Annotated in this window: 17 protein-coding genes; 4 read left to right on the forward strand and 13 right to left on the reverse strand. The window is 60.1% G+C overall.

The window, feature by feature from the left end:
- Nucleotides 1-14: 14 nt before the first annotated feature.
- Nucleotides 15-1,358, forward strand: coding sequence for a cytochrome c (locus tag M2400_RS19575; protein WP_259197690.1), 1,344 nt, complete (start codon nucleotides 15-17; stop codon nucleotides 1,356-1,358).
- A 100-nt stretch (nucleotides 1,359-1,458) separates the two neighbouring features.
- Here M2400_RS19575 and msrA read toward each other — a convergent pair whose 3' ends face one another.
- The 9 genes from msrA to M2400_RS19620 form a co-directional block, all read right to left on the reverse strand.
- Nucleotides 1,459-1,965 (reverse strand): peptide-methionine (S)-S-oxide reductase MsrA, encoded by a 507-nt coding sequence (gene msrA / locus M2400_RS19580; RefSeq protein ID WP_177042473.1) that lies wholly within the window; start codon nucleotides 1,963-1,965, stop codon nucleotides 1,459-1,461.
- Nucleotides 1,962-3,449, reverse strand: coding sequence for an MFS transporter (locus M2400_RS19585; RefSeq protein WP_259197694.1), 1,488 nt, complete (start codon nucleotides 3,447-3,449; stop codon nucleotides 1,962-1,964). Before M2400_RS19585 ends, msrA begins: the two co-directional genes overlap by 4 nt.
- A 183-nt stretch (nucleotides 3,450-3,632) precedes the next feature.
- Entirely contained in the window at nucleotides 3,633-4,103 is a 471-nt protein-coding gene (locus M2400_RS19590) for an Lrp/AsnC family transcriptional regulator (RefSeq protein WP_076016960.1), read from the reverse strand.
- Between the two features lie 26 nt (nucleotides 4,104-4,129).
- Nucleotides 4,130-5,437 carry an FAD-binding oxidoreductase gene (locus M2400_RS19595; protein WP_259197701.1) on the reverse strand — a complete coding sequence of 436 codons (1,308 nt, stop codon included), beginning with the start codon at nucleotides 5,435-5,437 and terminating at the stop codon, nucleotides 4,130-4,132.
- Nucleotides 5,438-5,519: 82 nt separating this feature from the next.
- Nucleotides 5,520-6,359: a transporter substrate-binding domain-containing protein gene (locus tag M2400_RS19600; RefSeq protein ID WP_259197702.1), complete on the reverse strand. Its 840-nt coding sequence runs from the start codon at nucleotides 6,357-6,359 to the stop codon at nucleotides 5,520-5,522.
- Nucleotides 6,360-6,424: 65 nt separating this feature from the next.
- Nucleotides 6,425-7,189: an amino acid ABC transporter ATP-binding protein gene (locus M2400_RS19605; RefSeq protein ID WP_177112849.1), complete on the reverse strand. Its 765-nt coding sequence runs from the start codon at nucleotides 7,187-7,189 to the stop codon at nucleotides 6,425-6,427.
- 15 nt (nucleotides 7,190-7,204) lie between these two features.
- Nucleotides 7,205-8,170, reverse strand: coding sequence for an amino acid ABC transporter permease (locus M2400_RS19610; RefSeq protein ID WP_177042468.1), 966 nt, complete (start codon nucleotides 8,168-8,170; stop codon nucleotides 7,205-7,207).
- A 499-nt stretch (nucleotides 8,171-8,669) separates the two neighbouring features.
- On the reverse strand, nucleotides 8,670-9,530 hold the full coding sequence (locus tag M2400_RS19615) for a hypothetical protein (protein ID WP_259197708.1): 861 nt from the start codon (nucleotides 9,528-9,530) through the stop codon (nucleotides 8,670-8,672).
- 172 nt (nucleotides 9,531-9,702) lie between these two features.
- A complete protein-coding gene (locus M2400_RS19620; protein ID WP_259197709.1) occupies nucleotides 9,703-10,029 on the reverse strand; it encodes a DUF6124 family protein in 327 nt (108 codons plus the stop codon).
- Between the two features lie 613 nt (nucleotides 10,030-10,642).
- Here M2400_RS19620 and M2400_RS19625 point away from each other — a divergent pair.
- From M2400_RS19625 to M2400_RS19635, 3 genes are all read left to right on the forward strand, one after another.
- On the forward strand, nucleotides 10,643-11,146 hold the full coding sequence (locus tag M2400_RS19625; protein ID WP_177112847.1) for a hypothetical protein: 504 nt from the start codon (nucleotides 10,643-10,645) through the stop codon (nucleotides 11,144-11,146).
- A gap of 107 nt (nucleotides 11,147-11,253) precedes the next feature.
- The gene (locus M2400_RS19630) at nucleotides 11,254-11,841 is read left to right on the forward strand and encodes a TetR/AcrR family transcriptional regulator (protein ID WP_177120240.1); all 588 of its coding nucleotides are present in this window, start codon (nucleotides 11,254-11,256) and stop codon (nucleotides 11,839-11,841) included.
- Between the two features lie 146 nt (nucleotides 11,842-11,987).
- Nucleotides 11,988-12,644: a peroxiredoxin-like family protein gene (locus M2400_RS19635; RefSeq protein ID WP_259197713.1), complete on the forward strand. Its 657-nt coding sequence runs from the start codon at nucleotides 11,988-11,990 to the stop codon at nucleotides 12,642-12,644.
- Here M2400_RS19635 and M2400_RS19640 read toward each other — a convergent pair.
- From M2400_RS19640 to M2400_RS19655, 4 genes are all read right to left on the reverse strand, one after another.
- A complete protein-coding gene (locus M2400_RS19640) occupies nucleotides 12,641-13,528 on the reverse strand; it encodes a LysR family transcriptional regulator (protein ID WP_259197715.1) in 888 nt (295 codons plus the stop codon). The two genes, M2400_RS19635 and M2400_RS19640, sit on opposite strands and share 4 nt — an antisense overlap.
- A gap of 66 nt (nucleotides 13,529-13,594) precedes the next feature.
- Nucleotides 13,595-14,845, reverse strand: a complete 1,251-nt coding sequence (locus M2400_RS19645; protein ID WP_259197717.1) for an NAD(P)/FAD-dependent oxidoreductase — start codon at nucleotides 14,843-14,845, stop codon at nucleotides 13,595-13,597.
- Nucleotides 14,846-14,954: 109 nt separating this feature from the next.
- On the reverse strand, nucleotides 14,955-15,398 hold the full coding sequence (locus tag M2400_RS19650; protein WP_177077072.1) for a type II 3-dehydroquinate dehydratase: 444 nt from the start codon (nucleotides 15,396-15,398) through the stop codon (nucleotides 14,955-14,957).
- A gap of 16 nt (nucleotides 15,399-15,414) precedes the next feature.
- On the reverse strand, nucleotides 15,415-15,849 hold the full coding sequence (locus M2400_RS19655) for a RidA family protein (protein WP_177042461.1): 435 nt from the start codon (nucleotides 15,847-15,849) through the stop codon (nucleotides 15,415-15,417).
- Nucleotides 15,850-15,959: the final 110 nt, after the last annotated feature.

Here is a 15,959-nt window from a genome sequence, read left to right on the forward strand (position 1 = left end):
GGGCCTGAGCACTTATGAACAACCGCCGATTCGCAAGAACCGTTGGCTGGCTGGCGCTGCTGTGCCTGGTCGCCGCAGGCCTGCTGGCCTGGTATGTCACCCGCGAGCCTGCTTCGCCGCTGGCGAGCGAGCCTGTTGCCACAGACCCTGCACTGGTCGCCCGAGGCGAGTATGTCGCCCGGGTCAGTGACTGTGTGGCTTGCCACAGCGTGCCCAACGGCGCGCCCTTTGCCGGAGGCCTGGAGATGGCCACGCCGCTGGGGGCGATCCATGCCACCAACGTCACGCCGGACCCGGAAACCGGCATCGGCACCTACAGCCTCGCCGACTTCGACCGTGCAGTGCGCCACGGCGTCGCGCCGGGTGGACGCCGGCTGTATCCGGCGATGCCGTATCCGTCCTACGCCAAGCTCAGCGACGATGATGTGCGCGCCTTGTACGCGTTCTTCATGAAGGGCGTGGCGCCGGTGCGGCAGGCGAATATCAAGAGCTCGATCCCGTGGCCCATGAATATGCGTTGGCCGATCGCGCTGTGGAATGGCGTGTTTACCGATGGCAAGCCGTACGTAGCCAAGGCTGGCAAGGATGAGCTGTGGAACCGTGGCGCCTACATCGTGCAGGGGCCGGGGCATTGCGGCAGTTGCCACACGCCACGGGGCCTGGCCTTTAACGAGAAGGCGCTGGATGAAGGCGGCAAGCCGTTCCTCGCCGGGGCCTTGCTGGATGGCTGGTACGCGCCGAGCCTGCGGGACGATCCCAACACCGGCCTGGGGCGCTGGAGCGAGCCGGAAGTGGTGCAGTTCCTGAAGACCGGTCGCAATAAACATGCGGTGGTTTATGGCTCGATGACCGAGGCGTTCAACAACTCCACGCAGTTCATGAGCGACGATGACCTGGCGGCGATTGCGCGGTATCTCCGGTCGTTGCCGGGGGACAAGGAGCGTGATGGGCCGGCCTGGCAGTATCAGGCGGTGTCGGCTGCAGAACGCCTGGAGGCGCCGGGCGCCCATACCTATGTGACCCGCTGCGCCTCGTGCCACGGGCTGGAAGGCAAAGGGCAACCGGACTGGATGCCGCCGCTGGCGGGTGCTACCTCTGCGTTGGCCAAGGAGACTGCCTCGGCGATCAACATCACCTTGAATGGCTCGCAGCGCGTGGTGGCAGCCAATGTGGCGGACGCTTATCGCATGCCGGCGTTCAGGGAGCAGTTGTCGGACCAGGAGATTGCTGAAGTGCTGACGTTTGTGCGCGGCACCTGGGGCAATCAGGGTGGTGCCGTGGATGCGAAGGCGGTGGGCAAGTTGCGCGAGCATACGGGCCCGGCGAGCAGCAGCCCGATCATTCTGCAGATGCGCTGATGGGGAAGTGTGGGAGCGGGCTTGCTCGCGAAAGCGGTGTGTCAGTCAGCAAATTTTTTACTGACCCACCGCTTTCGCGGGCAAGCCCGCTCCCACATGTTTAACCGCGTTTTGGCAGCTTCCAGTTCGGCCGGATGAAGTGGCAGGTGTAACCGTTGGGAATCCGCTCCAGGTAATCCTGATGCTCCGGTTCCGCTTCCCAGAACGGCCCCGCCGGTTCGATCTCGGTCACCACACGGCCTGGCCACAGCTTTGAGGCATCCACATCCGCCGCAGTGTCTTCGGCCACATCACGTTGCTGTTCACTCAGGTAATAAATCGCCGAACGATAGCTTGGGCCCAGGTCATTGCCCTGGCGGTTGGGCGTGCTCGGGTCGTGAATCTGGAAAAAGAACTCGAGGATCTGCCGGTAAGTGATCACCGCCGGGTCGAAGACAATTTCGATGGCTTCGGCATGGTTGCCATGGTTACGGTAAGTGGCATTCGGTACATCACCACCGGTGTAGCCGACCCGCGTGTGCAGCACGCCGGGGTAGCGGCGCAACAGGTCTTGCATGCCCCAGAAGCAGCCGCCGGCGAGGAGGGCGGTTTCGGTCGGGTTGGTCATGGTCTGTGCTTCCCGTTGTTGGATACAACGGTAGTTATGGGGGCGGGTTGGGCAATACCAAGATCCAGGTGTGCGCCGTCGATCGCCTTCGTCCGCGTGGCCCGCAGCGCCATCACCAGGGCCAACACCGGGGCCAGGGTAAACAGCGCGAACAGCCAGCGTGCCGCGTTGGCGACCCCGGTATTGCTCGCCACATCATTGATGCCCGCCATGTTCGAGATCACCCCCGCCAGTGCCGCGCCCATGGCCATGGCGAACAGTTGCAGGGTGGTGATCGACGAAGCCGCCGTGTCCTTGTCCTGCTCCGACGCCACCTGCAGGATGCGCGTCAGCAGGTGCGGCCAGCCCAGGCCGATGCCAAAACCCACCAGGAACAGCCCGAGGCAGATAGGGGCCAGAAGTGTCCATTCGCCCTGACTGGCGATGGGTGTGGTAATGGCCAGCATGATCAGTCCGGCCACGATAAACAGCGGCCCTGCGACGATGGCGCGATGTGGACCACGGCCCGTCCAGCCGGAGCTGAGGATTTCCGAGACGGTCCAGCCCGCCGCCATCAGCGCCGCCATGTAACCGGCAATCAACGGTGACTGGCCGTGCAGGTGCTGCAGGAAATACGGCATGAAAATCTCGCTGCTCATGCCGATCACCAACAAGCACGTGGTCGCATACAGGGCGCAGAGGGGCGTGCTGAACCTCAACGCATCCCTGGGCAAAAGACGAACCGTGGCCTTGGATTCCTTGCGGATCAACAGCCACACCAGCACCGCACAGGTGGCGATACCCAGCAGGTTCCAGCCCGGCAGCGACGAAACGCTGCCCGCACACACGGCCAGCACCGCGCCGGCCAGCAGCACCAGTTGCGGCACCGGCAAGCGGGCGGTGGCGGCCTCGGTGGTGTCCCGTGGTGGCAACGCACGGCTGGTGAGCACCATGTACGCCAGGCTCACCGGCACCATCGCGCCAAAGGCCAGACGCCAGGCGTCCATCTCGGCGAACACGCCACCCACCGCCGGTCCGACCAGCGTCGCGACGCCCCACATGCCTGACACCAGCGCCATTGCACGCGGCCACAGACGCTCTTCGAACACCAGCTGGATCATCGAATAACACAAGGCCAGCAAGACCCCGCCGCCCAGGCCCTGGATGAAGCGCCCCGCGAGCATCACCGGCATGCTCGGCGCCAGTGCGCAGATCAGCACGCCAACCATGAACACCAGCGTGGCCACGGCATATGCCCGCCGTGGGCCGGTGTGCTGCAAGAGCTTGGAGGTGAGGGCCGAACCGAGGATCGAGGCCACCACGTACAGTGTGGTGCTCCAGGCATAGAGCTCCAGGCCGCCGATTTCCGCGACCACCGACGGCAGGATGGTGGTAGCGATGTAGGTGTTGGTGGCATAGAGCGCGATGCCACCTGAGAGGGCGAGGGAACGGGTGGCATTCTTGCCGCGGAGCAACTCGCCCCAACTGCTGTCTTGGGTGTGCATCAACGATTCCTTGTAATGCGTTCGCGGTGGAACCCGGCGAATGGCATAAGCGTCAGGCCTGGATTAATTAAGCAAGTTATTGCTTTGAATATTGAAGCGAGACGGATTCTTTTGCAAGAAATGACTTGGGGAATCGTGGGAAGAGGCTGCTTGAGGTCTGCGCGGCCCCCCAAAGGCTGGCGATCACACCGTCAATTTTCGGCTGAACTTGGTTTCCATCACGATATGGGACGCGGTGTGCGCCACGCCCTTGATCATATTGATGCGGGTGAGCTCGGCGTTGAGTTCGCTCAGGGTGGCGGTGGCGAGGTGAATGATGAAGTCGGACTCACCCGAGACCGCATACACGGCCTGCACCGCGTCCATCTTGCGCAGCGAGGTCATCACATCGGTGTAGCTCTTGTTGGTGCAGGAGGTCATGGTGAAACAGGTAACCGTCTGCTGCAGCCGGTCCTGGTCGATGCGCACGCTGTAGCCGGTGATGACGCCGGCCTTTTCCAGGCGGGTAATGCGCTCCTGCACCGCAGAGCGCGAGACCCCGAGCTTGCGCGCCAAGGACGCGGTGGGCTCGCGTGCGTTGGCTTGCAGCAGGCCAAGCAATTGCCGGTCCTTGTCGGTGAGGTTGAACAGTGGACCGGGATTCTGCGTATCCATGGGCATGTCATTGACCTCGCTGGGTTTCAGTTCTTATGAGTCGCTCGGTGTTGTGAACGCCTTTCCTGAAACAGGTCCATCATCTTCAGGCCTGCGTAAACCGTTTGTGCCGCCGCCGGGCCCAGGGGGCCGCCGTTCCATTCCAGGCCGTAGGCATCGAACAGACGGTAGCGATCGGTTTCGCCGCAGATCGCTTCGGCGATCACCCGTGCACCAATCGGCGCGGTGTTCATACCATGGCCACCAAATGATGTACATGTCCACAAGCCCGGCCCGAGCGGCCCGATGTGCGGCATTTTGTGCCGTGCATAGCCCATCAGCCCGGACCAGGCTTTGTCGATCTTGATGCCGCGCAATTGCGGATACACGTCGAGGATGTCTTGGGTCAGCAGCTGGCCCAGGCGCTTTTCATCCTGCAGGTTGCGGGTGGTAATGCGACCGCCCCACAGCAGCCGGTCGCCCTCGACGATGCGGTAATAGTCCGAGGCCCGGCGGTTATCGCCCACGGCCTCGGTGGTACACACCGCCTCTGCCAGGCGATCACCCAGAGGCTCGGTCAGCACCGCATAGGTTGCGATGGGCAGGAAGGCGCGGCGCAGCTTGCCGAACTCAGGCCCGCCGTAGCCGCCGCAGCAATACACCACATGGGCGCAATCGACGCTGCCCTGGTCGGTGAACACCCGGTGTCGCCCGTTGCGGCTTTCGACGCGGACCATGGGCGAGCGCTCATGGATTCTGCCACCGCTGTGTTCGATCAGTTGGGCCAGGCCCAGGCAATAGTTCAACGGGTGGAAGTGAAAGCCGTGGTTGTCGCGCAGTGCCTGAAAATAGCGCTCGGTCTTGAGCTTTTCACGCACCGCCTGGCGGTCCAGGTAGTCGAGGTGAACGTCGAAATCCGCCGCCATTTTGTCGCGCAGGCGTTGCAGGTTCTCGCCGTCTTCGTAGCGCACCACGCTCAGCTTTCCGGGGGTGGGCGTGCAGCCGGGGAATCGATGGTGGGCGATCATGCCCCGTACGATGTCGACCCCTTCAAGGGACAGCTTGAACAGCGCGGCAGCCGTGGGTTTACCGCAGCGCCGCTCGATGGAGGACAAGCCTTCGGACCAGCCTTGCAGCACGAACCCGCCGTTACGCCCCGACGCGCCCCAAGCCACACGGCCGGCGTCCAGCAGCACCACGGACTGCCCCCGCGAGACCAGTTCCCACGCCGTGCTCAGCCCCGCCAGCCCGGCGCCGATCACACAGACATCGGCCTGGGCGTTGCCGCACAGCGCCGCGCGTTCGGTGGTGTCGCGCATCGTGGCGGTGTAGTAATTGTTGTTGTAGGTGTACATGAAGTCCGTCGTCCTTTTTTTTGCGGCGCAGGCGTACAGCGCGCCGCGTCGAGGACGGGCGCCTGTAGGGCCTGTGGGGTTTTTATTGCACCTGGGTGAGGTCGGCGCCGTACCATTTTTCAGACAGTTGCTTGAGCGTGCCGTCGGTTTTCATCTCGGCGACGATCTTGGTCAGCGCGCTGTTGAAGGCTTCATCGCCCTTGTCCACGGCGATGGCCAGGGGTTCGTAGTAGGCCGGTTTGCCTTCCACCCGGACGATGGGGTAGCCATTCTTGACGGCCGCGACGATGGTGGGCAGGGCGGACAGGGTTGCATTCAGCCGCACCCCGTTACCCATGCGCAGGTCATCCAGCGGGCCCATGCTGTCGCCGTAGGTGCGAACCTCGCCGGGTGTGACGTCGTAAGTGAACGGCGGCACATCGGCGGCGTCGATCTTCAGGCGACGGTTGATGTAGTCCTCGGAAGTGGTACCGGCTTCGACGCCGATGATCTTGCCGTTCAGGTTCGCCAGCTTGGTCCCGGCTGCGTCCTTGTGCACCGCGAATACATACGGCGTGTAGTAGTAGATGGCGGGAAAGTCGAGCACCCGAGTGCGCTCGGTGGTGGGCGTCATGGAGCCCACCGACAAGTCCCAGCGGCTCGACCAGCGGCCCGCGGTGATGATCCCGTACTCGGGCGTCACGAAGTCGACTTTGCTGCCCAGGCGTTTGGCGATCTCGCTGGCGACATCGATATCAAACCCTTGCAGTTTATTGTCCGGCCCGAGGAACGATTGCGGTGGCCAGTTGGCAGAGGTGGCCACTTTGATCACCTTGGTTTCATGGATACGGTCGAGGGTCGAGCCCGCCCAGGCTGCGCCTGTAAGGCCGGCGAGGGCGGTGGCGACAGTGGCTGCTGCGACTAAGCGAGTGAGCGAGATCATGGGTAAGCCTCCAGATATCGTGAGTACGGTTTTTTGTTGTTTTGGTCGATGTCCGACGGTGCTTCTCAGTGGCTGAGAATCTGCGACAGGAATTCCCGGGCACGTTCGTGCTGGGGGTTGTCAAAAAACTCGGTGGGCTTGGCCTGCTCGATGATGCAGCCCTGGTCCATGAAGATGATCCGGTCGGCAACCCGTCGGGCGAAGCCCATCTCGTGGGTGACGCAGACCATGGTGATGCCGTCCTGGGCCAGTTCGCCCATCACGTCCAACACCTCCTTGACCATCTCGGGGTCGAGGGCGGACGTGGGTTCGTCGAACAGCATGATGCGCGGGCGCATGCACAGGGCGCGGGCAATGGCCACGCGCTGCTGCTGGCCGCCCGAGAGCTGGCTGGGGTATTTGTCGGCCTGGTTGCCGATACGCACCCGCTCCAGGTATTCATGGGCCAGCTCGCGGGCCTGCAGCTCGCTGAGTTTGCTCACCAGGCGAGGGCCCACCATGAGGTTCTCCAGCACCGTCATGTGCGGGAACAGGTTGAACTGCTGGAACACCATGCCCACCTGGCGTCGTATGCCGGCCACGCAGGCGGCATTGCGGGTCAACTCGGTGCCTTCGATAAAAACGTGGCCTTTCTGGAAGTCTTCCAGCAGGTTCAGGCAGCGAATCAACGTGGATTTGCCGGAACCCGACGGCCCGCACACCACCACGATTTCACCGCTGGCAATGTGCAGGTCGATCCCCTTGAGCACATAAAAATCGCCATACCATTTGTGCATGTCCTGGATCGAAATCGCGGGATACGGGGCAGGGGCTACTGAGGGCTGATTCATCGTCATGCTCCTGGTTCAGCGATGGGCGCGGTTGAAGTGTTTTTCCAGGCGGGCCTGGACGGTTTCCAGCACGATCGACAGCAGCCAATACAGCACGGCGGCGGTGATGAGCATTTCCAGGTGCCGGAACTCGGCGCGTCCCTGGGTTCGCGCCAGGAACATCAACTCCCAGACCCCGATCACCGACACCAGCGAACTGTCCTTGAGCATCGAGATGAACTGGTTGCCGGTTGGCGGAATGATCAGGCGCATGGACTGCGGAAGAATCACCCGGGTCATGGTCTGGAAAGGGTTCAGGCCAATCGCCCGCGAGGCTTCCCACTGGCCGCGGGAAATGCTGCTGATGCCCGCACGGAAGATCTCCGTCATGTAGGCGCCATAACACAGCGAGAGCGCCAGGATGCCGGCCGGAACAGCGCCGACCACATAACCCAGCTGAGGGATGCCCAGGTAAATCAGATAGATCTGGATCAGCAGCGGAACACCGCGGAAAAACGAGGTGTAGAAGCTGGCAATCGCAATCGCGAAACCGTTGGAAGACAAGCGCGCGGTGGCGCCCAGCAAGGCCAGGACGAATGCGATCGCAATGGAGATCGCCGACACATAGACGGTGGTGAACACCCCTTGGGTGATCATGAAACCGATCTTGGTCGCGATGAAACTGTAGGAGAGGTTGAAGGTGTCGAAGAACAGCAGGAACAGCACCAGCAACTCGCACCACACCGTGATGATCTGTGCGCGCAAGGGAAAGCGGCCGAGGATGAACAGGTTCAGCACCACCGTTATGGTGAACGTGCCGCCCACTGCAATGTCGCGCGCCAGTGGTGCCTTCAGGTCGAGAACGATGGGGCCCATCAAATGGGAAAGACGGCCGTCACCCACCCCGCAGGCCAGCGTGATGATGAAGATCACAACGGCGATTGCGCCCATGAAGGCGGCGCTGTCAGTCATGCGGGTCTTGACGATATGGTCTTTGTACATGGCTTACGCGCCCCGGGGTGAGCCCCTTTATTGTTGTCGGTTCATTATGGGTTGGCGAAATGCCGGGCGGCACCCTGCGCAATGTTGGGAAATGCAGTTGTTTTCGGCATATGAGGGGAGGTGACCCCTACATTTGCAGGAATCTTGTGAGGGTTGCGGTCCGGAGATGTTTCAGTAGAGACGCGCGCGTAACAGGCCCGCTCAGAGAACGCTCGCTGGGCACGATTTGCGAGGGAGAGAGTGGTCTTTTTCGCTTAACTAAAAAGTTCAATTCACTGCGAAAACGAGGGGTGACCACGACTATATAAAAAGCCTACGTCATGGCTTAGTTAGTGTGGTCTGCCCTATTATGTTTTGGTCTGCTATCAGCGATCTGCCAGAGCTATTTCTCTACTGTTAATGACTTTTTCGTTAACGATGCGACGTACAACCGGCTCGGTTGGTTTTTTAGGGGGTGTTGGTCTAGCCGTCATAGGTTTAGAGTGGTCATTATCACTTTTCATTTCTGACTCCCATTTGATCCGCCACCTAAAAAGTCTTCGAGCCCCGTTCGCAAAGGTGGAGGACTCGGTTTGACCGGTGCTTCTGGCTTAGGCTGTTGCTCATTGCCAGTTGGTTTTTTAGAGTCGCTCAATTGACTTGCCCCTTGTTCCAGAAGGATCGTTTCCAGGATTATAGTTCTTTTTTCCAGGTCTGCAATGGTGTCATTATTTGAAGTTCTTGCAAGTTGATTTTTTAAAGAGGCTATTTCGCCACCGACAAAGCTGTCTTTAATAGCAAGGTTTTTCCGGGGGGAAGATGTATCCATATCAAATATAACAAATAACAAGCTGGCTATGGCCAAGGGAATGCAGGCGATAAGAAATGCCAGCAAAGACTTAAAGACCCATCGTGACCGCTGTTCATTGGCGACGGCGTTATGTGTTGCGCAACTAACGTACGTTTTACATATGAAATCTTCCGTTTCTTTTTTGGGATCTATTAATGGAAGTATTTCCCCTTGTTCAACTTGAGAGTTATATTTGTCAACTTCGATGTTGTAATGGATCTGCTCGTCGTAGTATTCCTTGACTTTTTCGGCGTATGGCATTCTGTTGAACTCAGAACCGCTGAAGGCTTTGAAGTTGAAGTAAATGGATATTACTGAAATGGCGGCTACAAAAAAGACAAGTGCCGAGATTATGTAGGCTATTTCTGGTTTTGAAGAGAAATCTAAAAAACGAGCAAGATAGACAGCTGTAGAAACAAGTATGAATATTGCTGTAAATATCAGTTGTGTTTTTATGGATATATTGTTTTTTATCTCTTCTTCGTATATGTACATCTTTTCATATGTCGTTCCAAGATCGATATTGCTCAAAATAACGTTCCTTGTGTGCTTTTGTGAGTTCTGGCTATTAAATCACACGGCAGTCGAAAGCAAATGGTTTATGCCGCATCCCGTTCCATGGTTACCCAAATCGCCGGGTCGCTGCTTATAGCTATGACGACTCGGCGAGTAATGGATATGCGAAACGGGTAGCTCGTCAGGTTTAGCTACAAGGCACCTCACGGTCGATGAGTTTGCCCATCAACAATATCCCTAGCTCACTGAGCTGATGAATAGCCAACGCCACATCCCGGTCTTTCCCTGTCAGTTCTTCAGACAGATCAAGCAGCAAGGCACTCACGGAGGAGAAAGTTTCGTAACTATTGGTGATCAGGCTTTCGCTGCTGGCGTCGGCGGCGACGCTGAACAGGGCTGAGGGCGTTGGGGCGGGTTTTGAACTGGGATTGAGGTAGTGATCCATGGCGCGCTGGGCGGCCTGGTGGAGTTTTGGATCGCAAGTTCCCGGAGGATTAGGGGTAACCTTGAACATTGTCTGGATGCTCCATTTTGGCCACCGCCTTATCGCTACTAAACGAAAGGTGGCAGCTGTGTGCAGGTTAGTAGACCGGATATTCCAGACAAAACCGGCGCGCCCGAGGGCGCCCTGCACACAGCCACCATTAAGCACAGACAAAGACGTCCGACAGATGATGCTTATGCACATTGCCTAGAATACTTCGGGCTACTAAACCCGATCACTGAGTTTTCAGCGACCGAGCAACCTTAGAGACCCATCCTCAAGCGCACAAGCCGGCGGATTCTGACGTAACTGTAGGCAACGGAGCAAGGCGCCTCACGAATTGCTACGGGCCAAGCACTCATTCTGCAAACGATGTGGCCCGCCAAGTGCTTCGCATCTCGCGAAAAACCGACAGTGCATTCATGGCAAACGCTTAACACCGCCGGTGAACTTAACATCCTGCAATTCGCTGTCGATTCGGTGGCTCATTTCATAGTGGCCTGCAGAGGGACGCCCATCAAACTCTATGGCCCATGGTTGCTTGACAGCTACCCTACCAACTAGTAGGTTTAGGTCCGCGATGTGCCACCTTCTGGCTCCACTGTGGTGCCGATCCGTTCCCGTCTTGAGAGAGCTACTACCCATGACTCATCCCATTTCATCCCTTGGCGCGATCCATACGCTGATCAGTTTGGTCCCCGTTGTTGCGGGCCTCTACAGCTTCGCCCGCTATCTGAAAATCGACACGCTGACACGCTCCGGCAAGGTCTACCTGGCCGGATTGACACTGGCGGTTATCACTTCTTTTGGAGTCTCCAGCACGGGCGGTTTGAACCCCGGGCATGCGTTCGGCATCGTGATCCTGCTCGCGGCTTTTGGCGGCGTGTTTGTGCGGCGGGTGGCCTTCCTGGGCAGGCTTCGCCCGTACCTGTCGACCTTCGGGCTGTCGTTCAGTTTTTTCCTGTCGCTGGTGCCCGGCGTCAACGAAACCCTGACCCGGCTACCGGCCGCCCACCCATTGGCCGACGGCCCTGGCTCGCCAGCCGTGCTGGGCACGTTGCTGGTTTTTCTCGCTCTGTTCGCTATCGGTTTTGCCGCGCAGTGCTGGCGGATTCATGCGCGAAACAGCGAAATGGCACGTGCATAGAAATTGATGGACCACGCCGTTGACGGGCTGCTGACCAACCAGTAGGTTTGATTTTCATGAGCCCGTTTTGCGGTGTTCCAATTGCTATTTGTTGATGGATTCGTGTCATGAGTGAACAACTTTCCCCCAAGGCCGCCGAAATCGTGGCACACGCCCGATTGCTGCTTGCCGCGGGTGGCTACAACAGTTTCAGCTACGCCGATATTTCGCAGCGGGTCGGCATCAGCAAGGCGAGTATCCATCACCACTTTCCAAGCAAGGCCGAACTGGTGCGTAACGTCGTCATTCGCTATCGGGAAGAAGCACGGGAAGGCATGGCCCACCTGGCACAACAGCTCGGCGATCCGCTGGCAGAGATCAATGCCTATGTCGATTATTGGTCCAGCTGCATTCTCGACGGCACGTCTTCATTCTGTATTTGCGCGATGCTGGCAGCCGAACTCCCGATGATCCCCAGTGAGATCGCGGACGAGGTTCGCGGGCACTTTGAGGACCTGACCACCTGGCTGACCTCCGTTATCGAGAAGGGGCAGGCCACCCGGCAGTTTCACGTTGCGGGCGAGCCGGCTGTCGAAGCGATGGCCTTGATGGCGACGGTGCATGGGGCCATGTTGGCCGCCCGTGCATTCGGGGCTCCCGAGACGTTCAGGACGATTGTTCAGCCGACGATCAAGCGGTTGATCCGGGTGCACTGAGCCAGGCAACCTCACCACAGGGGGAGCATTCCTGGGAAGAATAGCTCCTATGCTTTCAGCCTCTCTACTACCGCACCCTGTAAACAGCAATGCTGGTCTGGCGATTAAATCCGGGCGGTCAACCGCCCCAATGCCAGGAACCGAACATGACTCTTCAAGCAAAACTCGATGCCTTCAAAGCGGACTTCGTAGCCGGCAAACCACCCTATAACGCGCCGCCCCAGGTGCACGTTGTGATGAAACGCGCCACCGACGAACTGATCGCCACCGGCCAGGCCGAACGCGCGCTGAAGGTCGGCGACAAAGCCCCGGCCTTCAAGCTCAACGACCCGGACGGCAACCCGGTTTCCTCGGTGGACTTGTTGGCCAAGGGCCCGCTGGTCATCACCTTCTACCGCGGCGTTTGGTGCCCGTACTGCAACATGGAGCTGCAAGCCCTGGAACAAGCCTTGCCGGCCTTCCGTGAGCTGGGGGCAAGCCTGGTGGCGATTTCTCCGCAGAACAAGGTGAACAGCCGCAAGTCGGTGCGCGAGAACAAGCTGAGCTTCCCGATTCTGTCCGACACCCTGAGCGAGGTGGCCGATGCCTTCGGCCTACGTTTCAAATTGCCAGACTACCTGGTGGACCTGTACAAGTCGTTCGGCAACGACCTGCCGGCCTTCAACAACAACCCGGATTGGGTGTTGCCCATGCCGGCGCGTTTCGTGATCGGCCAGGACGGCGTGATCACTTACGCCGAGGTCAACCCGGACTACACCCGCCGCCCGGACCCTGCCGAGTTGCTTCCCGCGCTGCAGGGTTAACGGTTTTCCATCAACTGCTCGACAAAGCCGACAAACGCCCGGGCCTTGGCGCTTGCCATGCGCCCGGTGGGGAAGATCGCCCACAGGTCCAGCTCCGGCAGCGCCCAGTCTCCCAGCACCGCTACCACCTCGCCACTCGCCAGCTCAGGGGTGAACATCCATTCTGACGAGACGGTGAGGCTGTAGCCCGACAACACCGCCGTGCGCACACCCTCGGCCGCGCTCACCCGTATACGGCCGGCGAGGGTGGCGGGTTGCTCGGTGCCGTCTTTCTTGAAGACCCATGAGGTGCCACCGCCGCCCAGCGTATAGATCACGGCCTCGTGATCGGCCAGGTCGGCGGGGGATTGGGGCATGCCGCAGCGTTGGAAATATGCCGGCGTGGCCATCACCAACCGCCGGCACTGGCTGATTTTTCTCGCCGTCAGATTCGAATCACTGAGGTCGCCCATGCGCAAGGCGACGTCGATCCCTTCTTCAATCAGGTTCATCGAACGGTCGTCCAGGCGCACGTCGACCTCCAGCAGCGGGTGCTGCTCCAGGAACGCGCCAAGGTGTGGAAGAACGTGCAGGCGGGCGAAGGTGGTCGCCGCCGAAATCCGCAGGGTGCCGGTCAGCCCGGCCGCCGATCCGCGTGCGGCGAGCTCGGCTTCATCTGCGCCTTCGATGACCTTTTTGGCGTGCTCGAAAAACAGCGTGCCGGCCTCGGTGGGCGTCAACCCGCGGGTCGAGCGGATCAGCAGGCGCACGCCCAGATGGTCTTCAAGCTGTGCGATGGTTTTTGAAATGGCGGGTTGCCCGACGTCCAGGCGCCTGGCCGCCGCAGAAAACGAACCGGTCTCTACCACGTAGACATAGGTTTCCATCGCCGCCAGCCGATCCATCCTGTTGTTCCCCGCCATGCTTCGTTGCGGGCAGTCTGCCGGGATTGCCGGGGCCGCGCCAGTGCGTCAGGGTTTGCGATAGGCCCTGTAGTCATTCTGCAAGACGATATGGTCGGCCACGTACTTCGCATCGTGCCAAACCCCGTAGATGAACGAAGACGCTCGGTTCACCAGGTTCGGCAAACCCAGGAAGTAAATCCCGCTCTGGGCCGAGATCCCTCGCTTGTGGAAAGGCTCGCCTTTCTCGTCAAACGCATTCACCTTCAGCCAGCTGAAATCGAAGCTGAAACCGGTGGCCCACAGAATGGTGGTCACGCCGGCTTCGGCCAGGTCCAGGCTCAGGATCGGGTTCACCAGGCACTGCGGGTCCGGCAGCAGTTCCCACGCTTGAGGCTCAAACTCAAATGGCAGGCCGTTCTGCTCGATATAGGCGTCGGCATCCCGCAGCACGTCAAAGTAGGCACGGTCACCTTCGGCCACGTTGGCCGCCAGGCCGGGTTCAAACTCCATCACGCCGTCATCCCACGCGCGGGTGACGCCCACCAGCGTGATGCCCAGGTGCGCCAGGCGGCGGAAGTCGACGGTCTTGCCGCCTTCATAGCCACTGACGGCAAACGCCACGTGCTTCTTCTTCGGCTGGATTTTGACCTCGTCCCACAAACCCAGGGCGCCCAGCCACCAGCAGTAGTCGCGGCCACGATACGAGCGAGGAGGGCGATAGTGTTCGCCCACCGAGAGGTACACCGTCTTGCCGGCCTTTTGCAGTTCCTCGGCTATTTGCGAACCGGATGCACCGGCGCCCACGACCAGTACCGCCCCTTCGGCGAGCTGGCCAGGGTTCTTGTACGCAGAGGAATGAAGCTGTTGCACCTTGGCGTGTTCGGGCACCAGGTTCGGGATCGACGGCCGTTGAAACGGCCCGGTCGCGGCAACCACATTGTCAGCCTCGATCACCCCGGCCGACGTGGTCACCTTGAACCCGGGCCGACCCACGTGGCGTTCCACTTGCTGGACTTCAACCCCGGTGCGAACCGGCGCCTTGAGCATGTTCACATAGTCTTCGAAATACGCCGCCATGCGCTCTTTCGGCGGGAAGCTCTCGGGGGAAATGCCCTCGAATTTCATCCCCGGAAAACGGTCATGCCAGGCCGGGCCATTGGCGACCAGGGAATCCCAGCGCTCCGACCGCCAGCGCTCGGCGATGCGGCTGCGTTCCAGCACGATGTGCGGCACGCCCATGAGTGACAGATGCTCGCTCATGGCGACTCCCGCCTGGCCTGCGCCGACCACCAGGGTGTTGATTGTTTCAACTGACATGTGAGCTTCCTAAAGATAAGCGACCATCGACAGGGGCCAGTGTGATCAAGCGCCGGCCAGCCGGAAATTCTGCTTTTTGAACGTAGAGGTTAGGCAAAACCAAAGCCCTTCAATCGGCCTCCAGCAGCTCGGCCACCGCCGTCAGGGCCAGGCGATAACCCAGCGCGCCGAGGCCCGCGATCACGCCGGTGGCGGCTTTGGATACATAGGAGTGATGCCGGAAAGCCTCGCGCTTCCAGATGTTGCTCATGTGGGCTTCGATGATCGGGCCGTCGAACGCCAGCAGCGCATCGAGGATCGGCACCGAGCTGTAGGTCAGGCCCGCGGCGTTGATGATCACCGCGTGGGCGTTGAGCCGGGCTTCCTGAATCCAGTCCACCAGCACGCCTTCGTGGTTGCTCTGGCGAAACTCCAGGGTCAGGCCCAGCTCCGTGGCGTGGCGCTGGCAGCGGGCTTCGATGCTGGCGAAACTCTCGCTGCCGTAGGTGCCGTTCTTGTCCAGCCCGTACAGGTTGGCGTTGGGGCCGTTGAGGAAATACACGGTGCGCGGCATGAGAAACTCCAGGTCGTCAGATTTGCTGGCCAGGGTTCCAGTCATCCGGCACCACGGCGATCACGTCGATTTCCATCAGCCACTCCGGCTGCCCCAGCCCCGAAATCACCAGGCCGGTGGATATCGGGAACACGCCCTTGAGCCATTTGCCAACCTCCTGGTACACCGGCTCGCGATAGCGCGGGTCGATCAGGTAGGTGGTGGTTTTCACGATGTGCGACAGGTCGGAACCGGCTTCTTCCAGCAGTTGCTTGACGTTTTTCATCGCCTGCTCGGCTTGGGCCCGCGGGTCGCCGAGGCCGACCAGGTTGCCCGCGAAATCAGTACCGATCTGGCCACGCACATAAATGGTGTTGCCGGCACGCACGGCCTGGCACAGGTCGTTGTCCAGCGCCTGGTTGGGGTAAGTCTGCTTGGTGTTGAACATGCGAATACGGGTATGGGTGGGCATTGCTGGCAACTCTTGGGGAGCGGAATAAATCCAGCTTCACATTCAGCCCGTGCACGCGAAACCAGCATTTGCGCGAGGTAATGCTTAGGCAAAACCGAAGCGCCATACCC

The sequence above is a fragment of the Pseudomonas sp. BIGb0558 genome, from assembly GCF_024807515.1.
GTDB lineage: Bacteria > Pseudomonadota > Gammaproteobacteria > Pseudomonadales > Pseudomonadaceae > Aquipseudomonas > Aquipseudomonas yamanorum_A.